Annotated in this window: 23 protein-coding genes and 1 tRNA gene; 11 read left to right on the forward strand and 13 right to left on the reverse strand. The window is 41.0% G+C overall.

The window, feature by feature from the left end; translation table 11 throughout:
• Nucleotides 1-2: 2 nt before the first annotated feature.
• Both mraY and SNE_RS08865 read right to left on the reverse strand, forming a co-directional pair.
• Nucleotides 3-1,202, reverse strand: a complete 1,200-nt coding sequence (gene mraY, locus SNE_RS08860; RefSeq protein ID WP_013944072.1) for a phospho-N-acetylmuramoyl-pentapeptide-transferase — start codon at nucleotides 1,200-1,202, stop codon at nucleotides 3-5.
• A 68-nt stretch (nucleotides 1,203-1,270) separates the two neighbouring features.
• Nucleotides 1,271-2,581 (reverse strand): UDP-N-acetylmuramoyl-tripeptide--D-alanyl-D-alanine ligase, encoded by a 1,311-nt coding sequence (locus SNE_RS08865; RefSeq protein ID WP_013944073.1) that lies wholly within the window; start codon nucleotides 2,579-2,581, stop codon nucleotides 1,271-1,273.
• A gap of 79 nt (nucleotides 2,582-2,660) precedes the next feature.
• Between SNE_RS08865 and SNE_RS08870 the strand changes: the two genes are divergently transcribed.
• The 11 genes from SNE_RS08870 to SNE_RS08920 all read left to right on the forward strand — a co-directional run bounded on the left by SNE_RS08870 (nucleotide 2,661) and on the right by SNE_RS08920 (nucleotide 9,792).
• Nucleotides 2,661-3,287: a hypothetical protein gene (locus SNE_RS08870; RefSeq protein WP_013944074.1), complete on the forward strand. Its 627-nt coding sequence runs from the start codon at nucleotides 2,661-2,663 to the stop codon at nucleotides 3,285-3,287.
• Nucleotides 3,288-3,348: 61 nt separating this feature from the next.
• Nucleotides 3,349-3,870, forward strand: a complete 522-nt coding sequence (locus SNE_RS08875; RefSeq protein WP_013944075.1) for a hypothetical protein — start codon at nucleotides 3,349-3,351, stop codon at nucleotides 3,868-3,870.
• Between the two features lie 238 nt (nucleotides 3,871-4,108).
• Complete coding sequence (locus SNE_RS08880) at nucleotides 4,109-4,465, forward strand: transposase (RefSeq protein ID WP_013943592.1); 357 nt, start codon at nucleotides 4,109-4,111, stop codon at nucleotides 4,463-4,465.
• Entirely contained in the window at nucleotides 4,416-4,922 is a 507-nt protein-coding gene (locus SNE_RS08885) for a transposase (RefSeq protein WP_079891495.1), read from the forward strand. The genes SNE_RS08880 and SNE_RS08885 overlap by 50 nt, the downstream gene beginning before the upstream one ends.
• Before the next feature lie 48 nt (nucleotides 4,923-4,970).
• The gene (locus tag SNE_RS08890) at nucleotides 4,971-5,684 is read left to right on the forward strand and encodes a hypothetical protein (protein WP_013944076.1); all 714 of its coding nucleotides are present in this window, start codon (nucleotides 4,971-4,973) and stop codon (nucleotides 5,682-5,684) included.
• A gap of 85 nt (nucleotides 5,685-5,769) precedes the next feature.
• The gene (locus SNE_RS08895) at nucleotides 5,770-6,258 is read left to right on the forward strand and encodes a hypothetical protein (protein ID WP_013944077.1); all 489 of its coding nucleotides are present in this window, start codon (nucleotides 5,770-5,772) and stop codon (nucleotides 6,256-6,258) included.
• 97 nt (nucleotides 6,259-6,355) lie between these two features.
• Nucleotides 6,356-7,000, forward strand: a complete 645-nt coding sequence (locus SNE_RS08900) for a hypothetical protein (protein WP_013944078.1) — start codon at nucleotides 6,356-6,358, stop codon at nucleotides 6,998-7,000.
• A 49-nt stretch (nucleotides 7,001-7,049) separates the two neighbouring features.
• Nucleotides 7,050-7,120, forward strand: a tRNA-Cys gene (locus SNE_RS08905).
• Between the two features lie 223 nt (nucleotides 7,121-7,343).
• A complete protein-coding gene (locus tag SNE_RS08910; protein ID WP_013944079.1) occupies nucleotides 7,344-8,153 on the forward strand; it encodes a hypothetical protein in 810 nt (269 codons plus the stop codon).
• Nucleotides 8,150-9,109, forward strand: a complete 960-nt coding sequence (locus SNE_RS08915; RefSeq protein WP_013944080.1) for an SPL family radical SAM protein — start codon at nucleotides 8,150-8,152, stop codon at nucleotides 9,107-9,109. Before SNE_RS08910 ends, SNE_RS08915 begins: the two co-directional genes overlap by 4 nt.
• Nucleotides 9,091-9,792: an SDR family oxidoreductase gene (locus SNE_RS08920; protein WP_013944081.1), complete on the forward strand. Its 702-nt coding sequence runs from the start codon at nucleotides 9,091-9,093 to the stop codon at nucleotides 9,790-9,792. Before SNE_RS08915 ends, SNE_RS08920 begins: the two co-directional genes overlap by 19 nt.
• On the opposite strand, the gene SNE_RS08925 is transcribed toward SNE_RS08920, so the two are convergent.
• From SNE_RS08925 to SNE_RS08975, 11 genes are all read right to left on the reverse strand, one after another.
• Nucleotides 9,782-10,162, reverse strand: coding sequence for a response regulator (locus SNE_RS08925; RefSeq protein WP_013944082.1), 381 nt, complete (start codon nucleotides 10,160-10,162; stop codon nucleotides 9,782-9,784). The genes SNE_RS08920 and SNE_RS08925 overlap by 11 nt on opposite strands.
• 178 nt (nucleotides 10,163-10,340) lie before the next feature.
• Entirely contained in the window at nucleotides 10,341-10,724 is a 384-nt protein-coding gene (locus SNE_RS08930; RefSeq protein ID WP_041418996.1) for a response regulator, read from the reverse strand.
• Between the two features lie 46 nt (nucleotides 10,725-10,770).
• Nucleotides 10,771-11,649, reverse strand: a complete 879-nt coding sequence (rfbA, locus tag SNE_RS08935) for a glucose-1-phosphate thymidylyltransferase RfbA (protein WP_013944084.1) — start codon at nucleotides 11,647-11,649, stop codon at nucleotides 10,771-10,773.
• 5 nt (nucleotides 11,650-11,654) lie between these two features.
• Nucleotides 11,655-12,215 carry a phosphoribosyltransferase gene (locus SNE_RS08940; protein WP_013944085.1) on the reverse strand — a complete coding sequence of 187 codons (561 nt, stop codon included), beginning with the start codon at nucleotides 12,213-12,215 and terminating at the stop codon, nucleotides 11,655-11,657.
• Nucleotides 12,205-13,572, reverse strand: a complete 1,368-nt coding sequence (gene accC, locus SNE_RS08945) for an acetyl-CoA carboxylase biotin carboxylase subunit (RefSeq protein WP_013944086.1) — start codon at nucleotides 13,570-13,572, stop codon at nucleotides 12,205-12,207. The genes SNE_RS08940 and accC overlap by 11 nt, the downstream gene beginning before the upstream one ends.
• Nucleotides 13,573-13,580: 8 nt before the next feature.
• Nucleotides 13,581-14,054 (reverse strand): acetyl-CoA carboxylase biotin carboxyl carrier protein, encoded by a 474-nt coding sequence (accB, locus tag SNE_RS08950; RefSeq protein WP_013944087.1) that lies wholly within the window; start codon nucleotides 14,052-14,054, stop codon nucleotides 13,581-13,583.
• A 17-nt stretch (nucleotides 14,055-14,071) separates the two neighbouring features.
• Complete coding sequence (locus SNE_RS08955; RefSeq protein ID WP_013944088.1) at nucleotides 14,072-14,629, reverse strand: elongation factor P; 558 nt, start codon at nucleotides 14,627-14,629, stop codon at nucleotides 14,072-14,074.
• Between the two features lies 1 nt (nucleotide 14,630).
• Nucleotides 14,631-15,323, reverse strand: a complete 693-nt coding sequence (locus SNE_RS08960; RefSeq protein WP_013944089.1) for an HAD family hydrolase — start codon at nucleotides 15,321-15,323, stop codon at nucleotides 14,631-14,633.
• On the reverse strand, nucleotides 15,307-16,272 hold the full coding sequence (locus SNE_RS08965) for a gluconeogenesis factor YvcK family protein (protein WP_013944090.1): 966 nt from the start codon (nucleotides 16,270-16,272) through the stop codon (nucleotides 15,307-15,309). Before SNE_RS08965 ends, SNE_RS08960 begins: the two co-directional genes overlap by 17 nt.
• Entirely contained in the window at nucleotides 16,269-16,991 is a 723-nt protein-coding gene (rpe, locus tag SNE_RS08970; protein ID WP_013944091.1) for a ribulose-phosphate 3-epimerase, read from the reverse strand. The genes SNE_RS08965 and rpe overlap by 4 nt, the downstream gene beginning before the upstream one ends.
• 384 nt (nucleotides 16,992-17,375) lie before the next feature.
• Nucleotides 17,376-18,830 carry a sodium/proline symporter gene (locus tag SNE_RS08975; RefSeq protein ID WP_013944093.1) on the reverse strand — a complete coding sequence of 485 codons (1,455 nt, stop codon included), beginning with the start codon at nucleotides 18,828-18,830 and terminating at the stop codon, nucleotides 17,376-17,378.
• Nucleotides 18,831-18,853: the final 23 nt, after the last annotated feature.

Consider the following 18,853-nt stretch of genomic DNA (forward strand, 5'->3'; position numbering starts at 1 on the left):
TGTTACTGAAATTTAATAGATGCTAAGCCAAACAAGGCTAAAATAAGACCGACGATCCAAAACCGGACCACCACTTTCGCTTCAGGCCACCCTTTAAACTCAAAGTGATGATGTAGTGGAGCACAACGGAAGATCCGTTTTTTATTCCGGTAACGGTAACTGAGAACCTGAAGAATCACCGATAAGGCTTCTAAAACAAAAACACCACCGACAAGAGCAAGCAAAAATTCACGTCTGAGCAAGACAGCAGCTGTCCCTAAAATTCCTCCAAGAGAAAGAGAGCCGATGTCGCCCATAAAAACTTCTGCTGGATACCCATTGTACCATAAAAAACCTAAACAGGCGCCGCAAAGTGCGCACAGATAAACGGCAATTTCCCCACTCCCTTCAAGATATGGAATGTTGAGGTACCGGGCCATTTCAATGTTATTGGATAAAAAAGCAAAAAGCGCCAGTACTGCTCCGACAAGTAATATAAGTCCTGAAGCCAAACCATCGAGTCCATCACTTAAATTGACGGCATTGGATGCTCCTGTCACCACAAACATCGTGATAAAAAATGCGAGAATGAGGCCTCCACCTGCAAGGGTAAAAAAGGGGGCTTTTTTAAAGGGAAGAAAATAACGTCCGTAAGTTTCTTGTGAAGTCAAGGTTTCTTGCTTTTCGGTCACTTGTTCTTTTGAAATCGGAGGTGAAAACCAACTTCCATGATGTAATGACTCTGACATAGGGGTCCAAATCAAAAAAAGGGCAAGCAAGCCAGAAAATAAAATCTGAAAACCGAATTTCTTCCGCGCTCGTAACCCCTTCGAGTTCTTGTACTTCATCTTAAGATAGTCGTCAATCCCCCCCAGCAACCCTAACCAAACAGTCGCAATGAGAAAAATCAACGTGAAGCTACTCCGCAAATCCATCCAAAGGAAGAGAGCAATCATCATCGAAAGGAGGATCAGCAGCCCTCCCATCGTGGGAGTCTCTTTCTTTTTTTGATGAAGTTCTGCGAGTTGAGGGCAAGCCTCTACTCGAATCGATTGCCCTGTTTTGAGGGCGTAGAGTTTTCGGATCACCCAAGGCCCTAAGAAAATTGTCATTAAAAGCGTTGTAATGGCAGCTAAAATCATGCGTGTGGAAGAGTACCAAAAAACCGCAGGAATTTTGACTTGAAAATGGGCTACTAAAAACTGAAGAAACATGAGCATCATATTTCGTATGATAGCAAGTGGAAGTGATCTAGTACAGCGTTTCGTTAAAAATGATTCGCATAGACAGACTATTCCAAAGTCTTCCAGAGCTTTAAGGAATTCGACCCTTTGATAAGAACTACATCACCTTGTGTTGCAAGGGCGGCAATTCGCTTTTTAGCCTCTTCACAGGAACCGACTTTTTCAACAGGCTTTCCAGCGGCTTCAAACACATCAATCATCGGCTGAATTTCATTTCCAATGCAGAGTAAATGATCGACAATGTCTAAGGCATGAGTTGCCACTTCTTCATGACATTTTTTAGAAAATTTTCCTAGTTCCCGCATATCACCTAATAGAGCAATTGTTTTCTTTCCTCTCGGTAAATTGTCTAACGCAGCTTTCATCGAAACCACGCTAGCATTGTAGGAATCGTCAACAAATTGAATCCCCTCTCGCAAAATCACCTGAAATCGATGCATATAGGGTTGCAAAGCCGATGCGCCATGCTGTATTTCATCCCATGTCAGTTCATGCATACGAGCAACCGCTACTGCACACAAAAAGTTTTCGAGCAAATGGGTCGCTTGAAATGGCACAGTCAGAGGAGGACTCTCCTTTCCTTTTTCCACAATCACAACTTGGTCGCCATTTTTCTTGAGAAAGTAATCGGCGTGAGGATCGGTTATGCTATAAAAGGTTTTCCGCAGAGCTCCTTCTTGAACGGCAGGAAATTCCATCGTGTCGAGGTTAAACAATCCTGCATCCGTCTTCTCAAAAAGCTCCATTTTCGCAGCCGCAATGTCATCAATCGTATCAAAATTTTGTGAGTGAACTAAACTAACTTTTGTCAGAATTCCGAAATCAGGCGGAGCAATGTCGATGAGACGTGAAATTTCTCCAGGAAAGCTCATCCCCATTTCTAATACGAGCATCTCGACAGATTCTGCTTGATTAAGAAGCATGAGGGGTAAACTCACTTGTGAATTCGCACTCCCTATTGGCTTAGCAAGCCTATACCTCTCCTTCAAAAGGTTTGCAATGAACTCTTTTGTCGTTGTTTTTCCAACTGTTCCAGTGATTGCAATCACATAGGGAGGATCTTCTTGGTGGACCCACTTTGCTAAGGCTTGTAATGTTAGCCGAACATCGGGTACAGGAAAGAGGGTTAGCCCAAAGTCAGGCCCTTGATACTTTTGGGAAACAACCGCTGCACAAGCTCCTTTTTGAGCAACCTCCTTTAAAAAGGTATGCCCATCGTGAGTTTCTCCCTCGAGTGCAAAAAAAAGCCCTTTCCGTTCTATTTTGCGGCTATCAAATGCAGCTGAAGAAGGATAGATTTCTGTTCCTCTTTCAAGGCCTAGGAACTCTCCAATTTCTTTTAAATGCTTCTTAATCAAATTTAAACTCTACACAAGTAATGAATAACTCGTTATCATATTTTCCGACTTAGAAAAAATCAAGGTTAGGAGGCTCAGCATGGTGCTAGAAATATTTTTTCCTTCGACAAGTTGCGGATTGACATCGGTATTAGATACCTTCAAAGAAAGTGGCGAAGCGGTTGTCACCGATTTTCAAAGTAAAAAGTGTTCGACTTCTGAAAAAGTTCAGAAGTTTGTCACAGGTTTTCAGGATGTTGGAGCTCTTGTTCAAAATGTTTCATCAGGAGTTTTTTTCACTTCTTCGATTTCTTGTTATTTGATTTATCAGATCTTCCCAGGCTTTATTTCATTCATGTTTACTCCCCCTCTCTTCCTCGCAAGCCTTGCTTCCGGTGTCATTGGTTTTGAAGTCTATCAATCACGAGGAGTTGTCCAAGATTTTCAAGACTGGATTAAAAAGGAATTTCCGAATGGGACCGACCCTTTTTATATCAATGACAAATTCTGCAAAAGGTGGGAAACTTTCAAAGAAGATCTTAACGGTCAGACACTTTTTATCGGCTTTGTTTCCAAATATGCCCTCGACCAAACTTCCGCTCTCTTTGAAAAAATGTCTAAAGACCTTTCTACCTTCGATAAATTGGGAGTCGTGCGTTGGTTCCGCGATCCAGAAAATAAAAAATGGTCTAACTTCTTTAGCGGTTGGAATCCACTTGGAAATTAAAGGAAAATAATAGGGTTTTTGATATTCTATTTCCCAAAAAAAGATATTTTGGAGGAAAAACATGAGTATCATCAACTTATATTTTGAAGAACGTGTAAGCCCTCATATTAGGGCTATAGTGGAAGACTTTTCGGACCCTAGCACTATTCCTCAAACAACTTCGAGAAAAGTCCAAAATCTTATTTCAAGTATTACAGATGTTCCTGCCTTTGATACACATTTAATTGCAATAGGCGCAATTTGTGTCTATTTAACCAGGTTTATTCCTTTGCAATTCATCTCTTTAGCAATAACCACCTTAGCGTTGGTGGGGATTTACGACTTCCATAGACATCATCAAAATATAAAACAACTCAAAGACTGGGTAATCACACAATACCCCGATCCTAACACCCCTTTCATGATCGATGATACTGTAATCAACCGCTGGAATGAGTTCGTAGAACAAAATAAACAAACTCCTTTGTTCTTAAAGCCGTTTTTTGCCCCCTATTTCCATCAAGTAACAACATACCTGCTCGACATCAAGCGAATATCTGATCAAATAAGGACTCAGACAATGCATAACAAACATGATCGATAAAAATGTGTTTTCAGGGAGTTGTTCAAGACATCCAAGACCGGGTTAAAAAATCTTCTAAATGGAACAACTCCTTTAAAGATAAATTCTGAAAATGCTGAAAAACTTTCAAAAATAGCTTAATCTCTTAGACTGTTGAACTCTATTGAGTTTAAAGTAGAAAAAAAACATCTTCTACTTATGAATCTATCCAACTAAAAAGTTAAATGCTATATTCTTTTAAAAAAATTTAGGAGATGACATGGCAGGATTTAAGTGTTTATCAGATGAACAATGGCAACTCATTGAAGGTCTTATGGACCATACTTTTCCTTTGGAGAGAGGAACTCCTCGAAGTGATCTACGCAAAACCTGGAATTCAATACTCTTTATCTTAACGAGAGGATGTCGTTGGGCGGATCTTCCGACAGATTCCTCTCTTTTTATCCCTCGTTCTACAGCTCACAAATGGTTAAAGCAATGGAGTGTTGAAGGAGTTTTTGATAAGGTGATGAGTGGGCTATTACAGATAGCAATAATGGAAGGAAAAGTTGATCTTTCTCAAGTAGCTGTGGACGGTTCTTTTTCCCCCCGCTCCAGGAGGAGGGGAAAAAGTTGATTATGGTTATAAAGGCAAGGGAGTTCTGCTTCACTTGCTTATCGATAAAAACGGCAATGCAATAGCCATTACAACTACCGATGCAAAGGGGGATGAAAAACAGGAAGTTAGCAGATTGCTTACACAGCTTCCATTAAAGTCACTCAAAGGGCGAGTAGTTGTTCTTGAGGCAGACAAAGGTTATGATGCAGGCTGGTTACGTCAGTTTTTGTTAAACATGGGAATATTTCCTCTAATTCCCTATCGGAAAATCAAAGGAAGATGGGCGCCAGAAATTAACGAAGTTACCCATTTCTTCAAATTGAGCCCACAACGCTGGAAGGTAGAACGAGCTTTTGCTTGGTTAAAAAGACGTTGTCGTCGGCTATTGATGCGATGGGAGCGTTTATTCGTGATATGGAATGGATTGGTAATATTGGGGGTAGTTTATACTTGGATAAAAAATTTAGTTGGATAGGTTCATATAATATCTCACTCTAGGAAAGATAATTTTTAAGGTTAGAGTATGCATATCAATGATATTAAAGAAGGCATTGCAACTGTTTTTAAAGGTGTCATCGACATCCCGAAAAAAATCGAAAAAAGCGTAACAGCGATCGGAGATGACTTCACAGCAAATCAACCTACTTTTCAAACCTCTTCGGAAAAAGCCCAAAAGCTTGTCACAAGTATCATGGATGCCGTTGCTGTTGTTCAAACAGGAGCAGGAGCAGTTCTCGTCCTTTCGACCGTTTATTACATCCACTCCTACTTCTCAACAGTCTCTTACATTTTCTCTCCGATCACAACGCTCACAATGCTCCTTTCAGGGATCATCACATATGATACATTTCGCACGTATCAGACCATAAAAGAGCTTAATGATTGGGTCATTAAGAAGTATCCTAACTTTAACGATACCTTTGTGATCAATGATGGCGTGTACAATCGTTGGCTTGAGTTCTCAACGCAGCTTAAATACCGCACTTGGCTCGTTGAGCCCATTGCTAGACCTTACATTGAAAAAGCAACAAAATTTTTCAACAACGCCAAGCAAGGATTTCTTCAAGAGAATTTTTACAAAGGATTGAAGATAGCTGGAGACACGACAACTGATAAGTGGACAAAGGCATGGCATTTCGCTCAAATGGGTTACTCTGCCGTTACCCGGGTTGTGAGCCCCCCTCTCAGATACCTTGGATATCTTTGGAGCAGAATGGAAAAAAAGGCACTAGATTAAAAAATCTTTAAAAGCCAAATAAACTTGGACTTAATGTATAATACTCTCCTAACTATCAAAATTATTTTAAATATAGGAGATAATCATGCAACTCTCGACTGTCCGAGATTTTTTGGCCCCCTTTATCGCCAAAGCAACAACATTGCCTGCCGATCTAAAAGCGCAAGCAATCTCAATTGATGCAGAAGCAACTCTTGAAAAAGTGCAAAACTTCGTAGAGATGATCCTCGATAGCGCAAGTTTAGCTGAAACTATAATTGGTGGAACGTTTGCGTTTTCAGCAATTTTCTACATTCAATCATACGTTTCTACATTTGCAGCTGTCTTTTCACCTTTTACCTTAATTTCTGCTCTAGTTTCAGGAACACTTTTATATGACTCGTACCAAACATACCAGGCTGTGAAAGAACTTCATGAGTGGACTCAAAAGCAAGACGCAGATAGCTTTGACATCGATAGTGAAGAAGTGACAAAACGTTGGACCACATTCTGCAATACACTTAAATACAACACGACTTTCATCGAACCTCTTCTTCGCCCTTATTTAGACATCGTTTCAAAACGCGAAGCTTAAATTTTTCCCAAAGGCGCTAAAAAAAGCGCCTTTTTCTTGATCTCATTCTAGGATTTCTTTAACATTAGTACCCGTACAAGGTTAAAATTGAGTGAAAATGGCAAATCCTAGTATCAGTCCAAATATGCTTTACCTTCTCACTACTGGTTGGGGGTATGCACAAGACATCTATTGGCTCTTAATGACAGAAGGAGCAAAAGAAGAAACCAATGATAAAATTGAAGAGTTAAAAAACCGCACGGCTTTCCTCGCAAGAACCCCTAAAAAAAGCATTCCTACCCCCTTTATTCCTGATAAAATCGCTACCACGATTGACAAAATTGATAACATCATGGATTTCATGATTCCTGCTAGCTACTATTTAGGGAAGTTTTGCTTTTATACAGGCTTGGCCTTCTATGTATGGCACGTCTCAACTCGTCTCTTCACCACTATTTCCTTAGTCTTTTTTGCCGCAGCAGCTTTTTTTGGAGCTCTCTGGGCAGACCTGCGTACACTAAATCAAACAGCAACACTTTTGCGACGTGACTTTAAACAAATCATGGATAAAAATGACGGATCTCTACAAAAACCCCACCTTCAAACAAAGACTGACCTTACAAAAACTATTATTCAAAATTCCAGGTTTCATGTTGAAGAGCTGTCAAAATCTCTTTTTCTTCTCCACTACATTTTTCAGGGGGCCATCAACCAAACTGAAAGCCACTTGAAAGGGTTGGATGAACAAATTATCTCTTCATAGCCTTGACCCAAACCCTTTCATCCCTGATAATGGTTTTCCTTGAATAAATGGTGGCATGGCCAAGCGGTAAGGCAGGAGCCTGCAAAGCTCTGATCCCCAGTTCGAATCTGGGTGCCACCTTTTAACCTGAGGTTGGTGGGAAAAAATAGTTGGTCTGCGGTAATTTCTGGCCATCTTTTTCATCTATTCGCTTGGAAATAGCTATGGCTATTCCGCTGCGCTCAGATCTGAAAAATCTGATTCAGAAATTCTTCACATCCCAACTATTTTTTCCCACCATCCAAAATAAGATTGGGATACAGTCTTATTTAGAAATTTTTGGTTTTAGGTAGAAGATAGATTTATGATTTGTATTGAAGTGGCGCTCAAAGCAGAAGCTAACCCACTTATCGAAGCGCTCGCTCTCAAGCCCCTCTCCGGAAATCACCTCTTCCCCATCTGGGAAAATGACCAAGTCAAACTGATTATCTCTGGTGTCGGAAAAATTAAAGCAGGTGCTGCTTGCAGCTACCTTGCAGCAATCCATCGCGATGAAGACATTTATGGTTACCTCAATGTTGGAATCGGAGGCCACCAGTTCCATCAAGTAGGGACTCCTCTTCTCATCCATAAGATTATCGATGAAGGGCGCCGTTCGTCTTTCTTTCCGAGTTTTGTGTTCACTCCTCCTTGTGAAACTGAGGTCTGTTTGACGGTTGAAAATCCCGAGCATACGTATGAAACAAACTATGTTTACGATATGGAAGCTGCAGGTTTCTACTCGATTGCTTCTAAACTCACTCCACTAGAAATGATCCACGTCTTCAAAGTGATCTCGGATAATGCTAAACACCCAGCAACTGAAGTGAATAAAAAGCTCGTTGAAAAACTGATTTCTGATCAAGTTAACTTGATTCAAAAAATCTTAGATGAAATGCACGGGCTCATCGATGAAATTGCCCCTTTAAACATCCCATTTCTAGATGAATGTCTAAAAAAATGGCACTTCACCACTTGTGAAACACACCAACTTAAAAATCATCTTCAAAGATGGCAACTGCTTTGCCCAGATCAGGTCCTTTTTTCTCAAGACTTCACAGAGCAGAAAACGGCGAAGGAAGCATTGACCTTTCTTGAAAACCACTTAAAAAACCTCTCCCTTCCCCTCTCATGACGTTTGTATATGTGGAAAAGGAGGTGCAAACCCACCCTCGCACATTGAAAGTCCTCGAAAAACTGAAACCCTCCCATGTAATTCCGATTGATCGTTATCCTGAGATTTTTAACAGAAAAAACCAACACTTTCGCCTTCAAAAAAAACAGGCCAGTTTCATCCTCGCAAAAAAGCATGGGACTTTAATTTACCCAACTCCCCCTGGATACGGCATTGGGGCAAAACACAACTATTACTTTTCTCATTTTCTCAACTGCCCTTTTGATTGCCGCTACTGTTTTCTTCAAGGAATGTACCGATCAGCATCTTTTGTCCTCTTCGTAAATTTCGAAGAGTTTCAAGAGGAAATCAAAGAAAAAATGGGTGAGGACAAAGCGACTTTTTTCTCGGGCTACGATGGGGATAGTTTGGCCATGGACGCCAAGACAGGTTTTCTTTCTGCTTTCCTCCCCTTCTTCCGCAAGCACCCAAATGCGGAGCTTGAATTGCGAACAAAAAGTGTTTTCATTCGGGAGCTTTTAAAACAAACCCCTTTTCCAAACTGCGTCGTTGCCTTTAGCCTTAGCCCTCAGCCACTCATTCAGGAGTTAGAGAAAAAGACACCTCCCCTTGTAAAACGGCTTGAAGCCATTCAAAAGCTGCAGGAAGCTGGATGGAAAATTGGCCTGCGTTTTGACCCCATTATTGATTGTGATAATTTCGAATATCATTACACCCATTTCTTCGAGAAGGTCTTCGCTGTCGTCGATGAGACCTTGCTTCATTCTGTCTCTTTAGGAGCTTTTCGACTGCCAAAACCGGTGATGAAAGAAATGAAGCGCCTCAAGCCTCATGACTCCTTGCTTGCGATCAACCAAGAAGGTCCAAGAATTCAAGAAAAACTCCGTTTTTGTCATGAAAAACTGTTAAACTACTTTGATAAGAGGAAATTATTCGTATGTGCCGAAGAGTTTTGATTACAGGAACAAGCTCGGGTATCGGACTTGCTATCACAAATCAACTCCTTGCTGCTGGACATGAAGTATGGGGAGTTGCGCGCAATCCACAAGAAAGTAAACACCCATTTTTTCATCCTTGCGCAATCGATCTCTCCGATTTAGACGCCCTGCCAGACAAACTTGAACCCTTTTTAGAAGTAGATGCTCTCATTTGTAATGTAGGACGGGGACAGTTCGGCAATTTAGAGGAGTTCTCCTATAAGCAGATTCGCTCTCTCATGGATCTCAATTTTTTAAGCCATGTCTTTTTAATCAAAAAGCTCTTACCTCACCTTAAAAAACAGAAGCGAGCTGATATTGTTTTCATCGGTTCAGAGGCATCTCTAGCAGGAAAACAAAAGGGAACCATCTACTGCGCTTCAAAGTTTGCCCTTCGCGGCTTTGCGCAAAGTTTGCGTGAAGAGTGCAGTCGAAGCTCGTTACATGTCTCGATGATTCAACCGGGAATGGTTCGCACTCCATTCTACGATTCACTTGGATTCGAACCTGGCGAAGATGATTCACAGGCGATATTGCCTGAGGATATTGCCGAAATGGTGGAACTCATTCTAAAGATGCGAGCAGGGACTGTTTGTGATGAGATCGTGCTTAGCCCTATGAAAAAGGTGGTTCAGAAAAAAACAGCAACCATCATTGATTGACCCGTCCATATAATTGGATAAATTGCTCTCGAGTTGCCGGTTTTTGCAAATATCGGATTTTTAAGCTATCGATGACTTCCGCAATATCATCATAGCTATCAGATGTATGCAATACAAAATCCCCATTGATCCCAGATTCCTGAAGCTTCCTAATTAAACTGGCACCGTTCATCTCTGGCATGTGATAGTCTGTCAAATACGAGAAAAAGTTTTGATCTTTTGCAATAATTTCTAGAGCCCGTTTTGCACTTTCTACTGATAGAACAGTGTATCCCAATTTAGTAAGCATAGCAGATACTGAAATACGATAAAACTCTGTGTCGTCTGTATAAAGAATACGATTACTCGAAGGCGATGCAGCAAGAACCATTTGTTCTCCTCTTGTTCTTTTAAAAGGATCTAATCTCTTCTGAGTTGAAATCCTTCTGTAAAAAGTAGAGAAACGATAACATAGAGTGTGATTTTTGTATACAAACTATCCATATTCAGTGCTTTGTATTACTCCAAAAATATAGGCATACAGAACTCACGTAAATAGACTCATACAACTATTTTTTCGTCAGAAGGCTTGCGTATAAAATCTTAAAGCCCATTTCTGTTCCAGGCTTCTTTAAGTAACGAATCCCCAATTCATCTACTGCCTCAGAGACGGTATGCTTCTCATCAGATGTAAAAAGGACTATGTCGACAGTTTTTTTTTCCAAAATACGCCTTGCAGCCTCGATCCCAGTCATGATAGGCATTTGATTATCGAGCAATACAGACGAATAGTTCGAATCACTTGAAAACTCCTCAACGGCAAGTTTGCCATTCCCCACTACCTTGACTGTGAACCCAATTCTACTAAGAATAAGTGGGGTAGTTATTTGATAAAGTTGATCATCTTCTGCATAGAGAATATTTCCAAAATTTACTGTAACCTTGTCAGCCATTTGGCATCCTCCTAATTTGGAGAAAGAGGATAGCATATGAGGCATTTTAGGCGTTAGATTTCGAGGTGCAAAGCCTTTTTAGATAACTTCCATACGTGCTTTTCTCATGTTTGGATGCTAGAAGAAGGAGATCCTCATCTGTGATCCACCCATTTTGGAAAGCAATTTCTTCGATACAAGCGATTTGGATCCCCTGCCTGTCTTGAATGGCTTGGACATAGTTTGAAGCCTGATGAAGGGCCTCAAAAGTCCCAGTATCGAGCCAAGCAAATCCCCGATCAAAAAGGTGAACACGAAGCTCACCTCGTTTTAAATAGGCGCGGTTGACATCGGTGATCTCCAATTCACCTCTCCAAGAAGGTTTCAAAGAGCGTGCGATGTCAACAACGGTTTGATCGTAAAAGTAGAGGCCTGTGACGGCATAGGAAGAAGGAGGTTGCGCTGGTTTTTCAATGATGTCTGTCACTTGCATCTTGGAATCGAATGCGACAACACCATACCTCTCGGGATCTTTCACTTGATAGCCAAATACAATCCCTCCTGACTCGAGATCCCCACACTGATGAAGAAGATCACTGAGATGGTGGCCGTAAAAGATATTATCGCCAAGAACAAGTGCAACAGTGTCGTCACCAATAAAAGAAGCTCCAATTGTAAATGCTTCAGCAATCCCATTTGGCTTTTGTTGCTCTGCATAGGAGAGGGAAAGGCCTAAATGGGAGCCATCACCAAAGAGACGTTGAAAGCGAGGAAGATCTTCGGGTGTTGAGATTAAAAGAATCTCCTGAATATGAGCCTGCATTAAAACAGAAAGAGGATAGTAAATCATCGGCTTATCGTAGATGGGTAGAAGCTGTTTGCTTGTCGGATAAGTGACTGGATAAAGGCGGGTTCCAGACCCTCCCGCTAAGATAATCCCTTTCATACTCTTTATGGGTTGATGGCGTAAATGTCGGGCATGCCGCGGTAATACTCTTTGTAATCTAGACCATATCCTACAACAAAACGGTCTTCAATATCAAATAGACTAAAGTCAGGACGGTAATCTGTTTGATGGGGAACATCTTTTGTTAGGAGAACAAGTGAGCGGAGAGAAGCTGGCTTTTTCTGCTTTAACACTTCATATACTTCAGAAAGGGTGTCACCAATATCAAAAATGTCATCAACAATTAAAATGTGTTTCTCTTCAGCTCGAAGTTTTTCTAATCCTGAAATGATGAGTTCTCCTTTTTGCATCCCTCGCTCTCCGTAACTTGAGCAAGAGAGAGCTTCAACGCGCATCGGGAGATGAAGAAGGCGCATGAGATCTGCAACGAGAAAAAAGGCTCCTTTCATGAGCATAACAATCGTGATCTCTTCATCTTTATAAAGAGTTTCGAGTTCTTGTGCTAAGGCACGCAATCTCTCGTCAATTTTTTCTCGATCGATGAGAAGGTCAAGTTGAAGGGCGTTTCCTGGAGGTTGTTTTTTTTCGAGAAAACTATGATTCATCTTCTGTAAAGCTACACCCTTGCTCAATCAGGTTATCAATGAAATCGAGATTGTACTCACCTGAGATAAATTTTTGGTTATTAAGCATGAATCGATGGAAGGAGATAGTCGAATCTACTCCCCCAATATGAAACTCTTTAAGGGCTCTTTTGGCAATGCGGATGGCCTCTTCTCTATCACGCCCTTTCACAATCAGCTTTGCAATGAGTGAATCGTAATGGGGAGGGATTTTGTACCCAGAGTAGCATGCGCTATCTATACGGATATTGGGTCCACCTGGTGGAATGTAGTACTCGAGTAACCCAGGTGAAGGCATGAAATTTTTCGAAGGGTTTTCTGCATTGATCCGAAATTGAAAGACATGGCCATTGAAACCGATGTTCTTCTGTTTATAGTTAAGCTTTTCACCCATGGACATCCGGATTTGTTCTTTCAAAAGGTCAATTCCAGTCAAGTCCTCAGTCACTGTGTGCTCAACTTGAATGCGTGTATTCACTTCCATGAAGTAGAAGTTTTTCTTCTCATCGAGAAGGAACTCAACGGTTCCAACTGTATGGTATTTTGCAGCTTTTGCAATGTTGACTGAAGCATCCCCCATTTTCTTGCGAAGAGCTGGCGTGAGAACAGGACTTGGAGTTTCTTCGATGAGCTTTTGACGACGACGTTGAATCGTGCAGTCACGCTCCCCCAAGTGAACATAATTGCCGTACTTATCCCCTAAAATCTGAATCTCGACATGGCGAGGATTCATGATCATTTTCTCAAGATAGATATCGGGATTCCCAAAGCTCACTTCTGCTTCTGCCCGAGCTGCAGCAAACTTTCGCGCAAAGTCATCTGGATCGTATGCAATGCGAATTCCTTTACCTCCACCACCAGCTGACGCCTTGATAAAAACAGGAAACCCAATTTTTTTGGCTTCTTTTAGAGCAATATCGACATTTTCAACCACACCATCTGAGCCGGGAATCACAGGGCAACGAACACTTTTCGCAATCGATTTCGCACGTGCTTTATCACCCAATAGAGAAATTGTCTTTGGCGACGGTCCAATGAAGGTTAAACCACAACTTTCACAAATAGAGGCAAAGTTCGCATTTTCACTGAGAAACCCATAGCCTGGATGGATTGCATCGGCACCGGTAATTTCGCAAGCAGAGAGAATGTTGGGGACTTTGAGATAGGACTGCAATGCTGGAGCTTCGCCAATACAGATTGCTTCGTCAGCGTGGAGAACATGCAAAGCTTCTGCATCTGCTTTTGAGTAAACAGCAACAGTTTGAAGTCCTAGATCATGACATGCACGGATAATCCGTACAGCAATTTCACCTCGATTTGCTACAAGTACTTTTTTCATGCGTCCTTTTATGCTTCAATAAGAAAAAGTTGGGTTCCAAATTCTACGGGATGGGCATTATCAACAAAAACCTTTTTGATTTTGCCACTTTTCCCTGCTTTAACTTCATTCATCACTTTCATCGCTTCGATGATACAGACAACTGTATCTTCCTTTACCTCGTCTCCAACACTCACAAATGGAGGATCATCTGGAGAAGGAGATGAGTAAAACGTGCCAACCATGGGAGACATGATTTTAACACCTGCGTCATCTCTTGATTGGGCTACTTGCTTAAGCTCTTCTGCAACCTTGTGATGGGGCTGGTGAGCTGGCTGCATATGTTGAACGTGAGGCTCCGCATGCTGCACATAAGGCTTCATATGAAAATCTGGACTCCGTTCTAACTCAAGGGCGAATCCATTTTCTTCCTTTAAAGAAACACGGGTTGTTCCGCTTTCTTCCATCGCTTCCATGAGTTTTTTAATTGTGTCTAAATCCACTTCAAGTTCTCCATATCTTATATACGTTGGACGTATTCACCAACGTGTGTATCAACTTTGATGATATCACCTACTTCTATAAAGAGTGGAACTTCCACTCTCGCTCCTGTTTCTAAAAGGGCAAGTTTGCTCGCGTTTGAAACAGAGACTTTTGATTTTAACTCTTCTAACTTCATCACCATAAGTTCGAGGAACTGAGGAAGTTCTATCGAAAAAATGGTGTCGCCATAAAACATCGCTTTGAGTTGGATGCTTTCTTTCAAATAGTTGACCTTATCTCCAACCACAGCTGCAGGAACAAGTACCTCTTCGAGCTCTCCGACGTCGAGAAAAAGATGATCCTTACCTTCTAAATACAAATACTCGAGTCGTCTCTCACTTAAGGTCACTTCTTCAACGGGCTGATCGACTTTAAAATTCTTCTCGATGACCTCATCTGACATGAGATCTTTCAGCTTCGTTTTTATAAACGGAACCCCTTTTGCTACGGTTACCCGGACGCTAAATTCGACTCGATAGATCTTTCCATCGATCGAAAGGGTCATTCCTGGAGAAATTTGGTTACTTGTTGCCATGTTAACTCATATTTTTAACTTGCTTGGCGATCGGTCCAAGTTCATTGAGATGTAAAATGGTATAATCGACATCCTTTTTTAATCCAGTATTACCTAATCCCCTTCCCCATCTCATTTGAACTGTTTTATACCCAAGTTCTTTAGCAGGAGTAAGATCGATTGAAATTCGATCTCCACAAACTAAAACTTGAGAAGGAGAAATTCCGATCTCTCTCCCGATCGATTCATAAAAACCCTTCTTTCCTGGGCCTGAAAGGGGCCCCTCTTCGCAAAAGCAAAGGTAACGAAAAAGTTTAATTGGTATCTTAGCACGTCTCATCTTTTCTTTCTGAATATGTTCTTTTCCTTTGGTCACAAGTGCTAATTGATATGACTCTGCAAGCTCGTTTAAAACTTCGATCGCATCATCTATCGGTTGAATGGGATTAGAGTAAATCGGCTCTTCATAAACTTCTCGAATTCCTTCATCATAGCAAGCTTGTGGAGCGCCATAAATTTCTAAAAATTCTAAGAGCGCTGACCGAGAGTTAGGATGGTTTCGATCAAAATGGAGCAGTCTTTGATAGGTACGATCAAAATCTGAAACTTCTAGCCCTTTCTTTTGCATGGCTTGCAAAGCGTTTCTTAATAAGCCTGGAATGATCGATCCCGATGTGTCGATCAATGTGTCGTCTAAGTCAAAGATGATTAACAATTTTCAATATCTCTTGCGTTACTTGTTTCGATTGGTGCCGAATCAAACTTCGTGTTAATAAGACATCAGCGCGGTCTTTTGCTTCAATTTCTCCAAGAAGTGGGGCTGAAATAACCCTAGAGTCTTTCATATCATTTTCAACAAGTTCCCCTTCACTAGCGTACCGTTCGATGAGTTCTTTCTCAGGTTTCTGGTTATTCACTAAAATGTAGTCAAAAATATCCTCTCCAATGAAACGGACCACTTCACGGTGGTAGTCGCTTACCTTAAAACCTGTTGTCTGCCCTTTCCGGTTCATGAGGTTGCAAATAAAAACCGCTTTTGCAGCGGTTTCACGTAAAGCTTGGCTCATTCCTTTCACAAGTAAATTGGGAATGATTGATGTATGGAGCCCACCTGGTCCCATAATAATTAAATCAGCGCTCCGAATTTCATCAATTGCTCGAGGATTTGCTTGAGGAAACGGTTCAAGGTAGATGCTTTCATATCCTTTATCGATCTCTTCAGAGAGGTAAATTTCCCTTTCTCCTTCTAAAACCTTTCGGTTTTTGAGAACCATCTTTAGGCGGACTTGGTGCGTTGTCACAGGAATGACTTTTCCTTTGATGTACAAGATACGCCCCACTTCTTCGACAGCTTTTTCAAAACTGCCTGTCACCTTTTCTAAAGCTGATAAGAGAAGGTTACCAAAACTATGCCCCCCAAGTCCTCCATTTTCAAACCGGTAGTTCATGACACTGCGCATCAAGCGCGAAGAGTCAGACAAAGCTACTAAACATTGACGAACATCGCCTGGAGGTAAAACACCTAGTTCGTCACGTAAAACCCCTGTGCTACCACCATCATCTGCCATAGAAACAATAGCAGAAAGATCGAGATCGTAATTTTTGAGTCCTCTTAAGACGGCAAAGTTTCCCGTTCCCCCGCCCATTACAACAATCTTTTTCATGCTTTTGCACCTCGAAGCCCAGCGATTTTGGATTTCATGTCGTCTCCTCTAAAGAGATAGGTTCCCGCTACAAGGTGATTGGCTCCTGCTTTGACACAAAGAGGGGCTGTCTTGTCATCGATTCCCCCATCTACCTGAATGTCAAACGGAGGAAGGGCATTTTCGGAGGTGTTTCCGTCTTGTGGAACCACTCCCCCTTGGCGGATGTTGAGGCGATGACAAAGATCGCGTGTGAATTGAATTTTTTCGAGGACGTCTTCAATAAATGCTTGTCCTCCAAATCCAGGATGTACTGTCATAAGGAGAATCTTATCGCACTTATCAAGATATTTTGGAATGATCGATTCAGTGGTTTCAGGGCAAAATGCAAGGCCTGCTTTTACGTTGCACTTGCGAATATAGGCTAACGTATCTTCGACATCTTCGGTCGCTTCGACATGAAATGTGATGCAATCAGCCCCACTTTCAATCAGCCGTTCGACATATTCAAAGGGTTGGTAGACCATGATGTGTACATCAAGAAAAAGGTCGGTCGCACGATTCACAGCAGCTAAGGCTTTTGGACTTAAGCTGAGGTTGGGAACAAAGTGCCCATCCATGATGTCAAAGTGAATCGCATCCGCTCCAGCATCTTCTATTCGTTTAGCTTCATCGGCTAAACATCCAAAATCAGCGGCAAAAATTGAAGGTTCAATATGAACATAGGGCTTTTTTGACATACTTCTAAAGTATAAAAAAGATGGGTTTAAAAATCGAATATTTCTAGCTCAAACCAAATACTCTCTGCCAGGCCCTAATCTTTTAAAAAGAGTTCCAACAACTTATTTCCTTATATACTCAAACTACTATAGAAACTTTTTAGCAAACAAACACCTTAAAATCTAGACTTCCATTTTATTTTTTCTTTTCATTCTGCCCACGTTCTTTCTGCTCCTTTTCTTCCTTTTCTTGCTCTTTTTTTTCCTGCTCCCGCCTTTCCATTTCATTTTTCTCCCAATTATACCGCATCTCAGAAGGGTGGTTAATATCCCCAAACAGATTGACACTTCCAGTTAGGTTAAAATCAAAGCGATCAAAATAAGTAATTTTTCCATTTAAACCTCCTAATCCTTAAACAATTTTAAGTTTTCTGAAAATTCAAAAAGATTTTCCCTAGATAAAGTCATCTTAGATACAAGCCAGTTAAGTAAAAGACTTACTGAAAAAGCAGGAAGCAGTGGTTCAATATCAATCGGAAAAAGAGTATTTATGAAAGGCCATACCGCAGATAATATCCCTCCAGATAATATCCCAACCCACGCTCCAAACTTTGTGACTTTCTTAGAATAGAGCAATAGGATGAGCAATGGCCCAAAAGTTGCTCCTAGGCCCGACCAAGCATAAAGTACTAAAGAATAAATAGATGATGGTTTTAAATACGCGATGAACAAGGCAATCATCGCAACGATGAGAATACTTAAGCGAGTGATTAAAATCTCTCTTTTCCCAGAAGATCCTAAGCATAATTTCTTATAAAAATCCTGAGAAATAATAGAAGAAAGAGTTAACAACTGTGCACTCGTAACATTTACGATCGCAGCAATGATCGCGCAAAGAATAAAGCCTGAGATAAACGGGCTAAAGCTTAACTCTACGATCGAAATAAAGATCATCTCGGGATCATTGAGAGGGACCCTGAAAAAAGCTGTAGCCACAAGCCCTACCAATGTTGCTCCCAATAGTGATAAAACCATCCAAGATAGTCCCACTCTCTGGGACTTGCGAATCTCTGAAGTTTTTTTTATCCCCATAAATTTAGTAATAATATGGGGTTGTCCAAAATACCCCAAACCCCATCCTAATGTCATTGAAATTATTTTAAAGTACGTTAAATAATGAAAGCTGGGAAATAACGAAGTTGCTAGTCCCTTTTCATATAAACTCAAAGAAATAGCCTCAAAACCTCCTAGCCTTGGTAAAAGGTATAGTGGGACGAATAAAATCACTCCCATTAAAAATGTCCCCTGGAAAAAATCTAACCAAGCTAGGGTAGAAAAGCCTCCTATGATGACGTATAGAACCACAATTAGAGTTCCAAAAAGAATCCCACTTTGATAACTAACGCCAAGGAGAGTTTCAGAAAGCTGACCTAAACCTATCAATCCAGCAGATATATAAACTGTATAAAAAATACAGCAAAAAGCAGAAGAAAAATTTCGAATCCCTCCAGAAGAATCCAATGAATTTGCAAAGAGCCCAGACAGAGTCACTGTGTTTGTTTCTTCAGACAAAACTCGAATTTTTGGAGCAATTAATCTCCAATTAAAAAACATACAAAGTATTAGCCCTATAGCTATCCAGATATTGAACACCCCTCCTAAAAATATCATTGCTGGATATCCCATGAATAACCAGTTACTCATATCACTTGCATGGGCAGCAAGAGCTGTTAACCAAAAATTGAGAGAACGTCCCCCAATAATAAAATCAGAAGAACTCATATGGCGCTTGCAAGATAAAATTCCAATCGCTAACGCAATCAACAAATAGACAAAAACTGCTGTGAGGGTCGTCTGCATAACTCAATGATTTTCTAAATTTG

The sequence above is a fragment of the Simkania negevensis Z genome (assembly GCF_000237205.1).
In the GTDB taxonomy this organism is placed as follows: Bacteria; Chlamydiota; Chlamydiia; order Chlamydiales; family Simkaniaceae; genus Simkania; species Simkania negevensis.

Coding starts and splice junctions, on each gene's coding strand:
- SNE_RS08955 (WP_013944088.1), bottom strand. CDS start 14,629: ATGGCAACAAGTAACCAAATTTCTCCAGGAATGACCCTTTCGATCGAT.
- SNE_RS08965 (WP_013944090.1), bottom strand. CDS start 16,272: ATGAAAAAGATTGTTGTAATGGGCGGGGGAACGGGAAACTTTGCCGTC.
- SNE_RS08895 (WP_013944077.1), top strand. CDS start 5,770: ATGCAACTCTCGACTGTCCGAGATTTTTTGGCCCCCTTTATCGCCAAA.
- SNE_RS08940 (WP_013944085.1), bottom strand. CDS start 12,215: ATGAATCATAGTTTTCTCGAAAAAAAACAACCTCCAGGAAACGCCCTT.
- SNE_RS08915 (WP_013944080.1), top strand. CDS start 8,150: ATGACGTTTGTATATGTGGAAAAGGAGGTGCAAACCCACCCTCGCACA.
- accC (WP_013944086.1), bottom strand. CDS start 13,572: ATGAAAAAAGTACTTGTAGCAAATCGAGGTGAAATTGCTGTACGGATT.
- SNE_RS08975 (WP_013944093.1), bottom strand. CDS start 18,830: ATGCAGACGACCCTCACAGCAGTTTTTGTCTATTTGTTGATTGCGTTA.
- SNE_RS08880 (WP_013943592.1), top strand. CDS start 4,109: ATGGCAGGATTTAAGTGTTTATCAGATGAACAATGGCAACTCATTGAA.
- rfbA (WP_013944084.1), bottom strand. CDS start 11,649: ATGAAAGGGATTATCTTAGCGGGAGGGTCTGGAACCCGCCTTTATCCA.
- SNE_RS08875 (WP_013944075.1), top strand. CDS start 3,349: ATGAGTATCATCAACTTATATTTTGAAGAACGTGTAAGCCCTCATATT.
- SNE_RS08890 (WP_013944076.1), top strand. CDS start 4,971: ATGCATATCAATGATATTAAAGAAGGCATTGCAACTGTTTTTAAAGGT.
- SNE_RS08870 (WP_013944074.1), top strand. CDS start 2,661: ATGGTGCTAGAAATATTTTTTCCTTCGACAAGTTGCGGATTGACATCG.
- mraY (WP_013944072.1), bottom strand. CDS start 1,202: ATGATGCTCATGTTTCTTCAGTTTTTAGTAGCCCATTTTCAAGTCAAA.
- SNE_RS08900 (WP_013944078.1), top strand. CDS start 6,356: ATGGCAAATCCTAGTATCAGTCCAAATATGCTTTACCTTCTCACTACT.
- SNE_RS08920 (WP_013944081.1), top strand. CDS start 9,091: ATGTGCCGAAGAGTTTTGATTACAGGAACAAGCTCGGGTATCGGACTT.
- rpe (WP_013944091.1), bottom strand. CDS start 16,991: ATGTCAAAAAAGCCCTATGTTCATATTGAACCTTCAATTTTTGCCGCT.
- SNE_RS08930 (WP_041418996.1), bottom strand. CDS start 10,724: ATGGCTGACAAGGTTACAGTAAATTTTGGAAATATTCTCTATGCAGAA.
- SNE_RS08910 (WP_013944079.1), top strand. CDS start 7,344: ATGATTTGTATTGAAGTGGCGCTCAAAGCAGAAGCTAACCCACTTATC.
- SNE_RS08925 (WP_013944082.1), bottom strand. CDS start 10,162: ATGGTTCTTGCTGCATCGCCTTCGAGTAATCGTATTCTTTATACAGAC.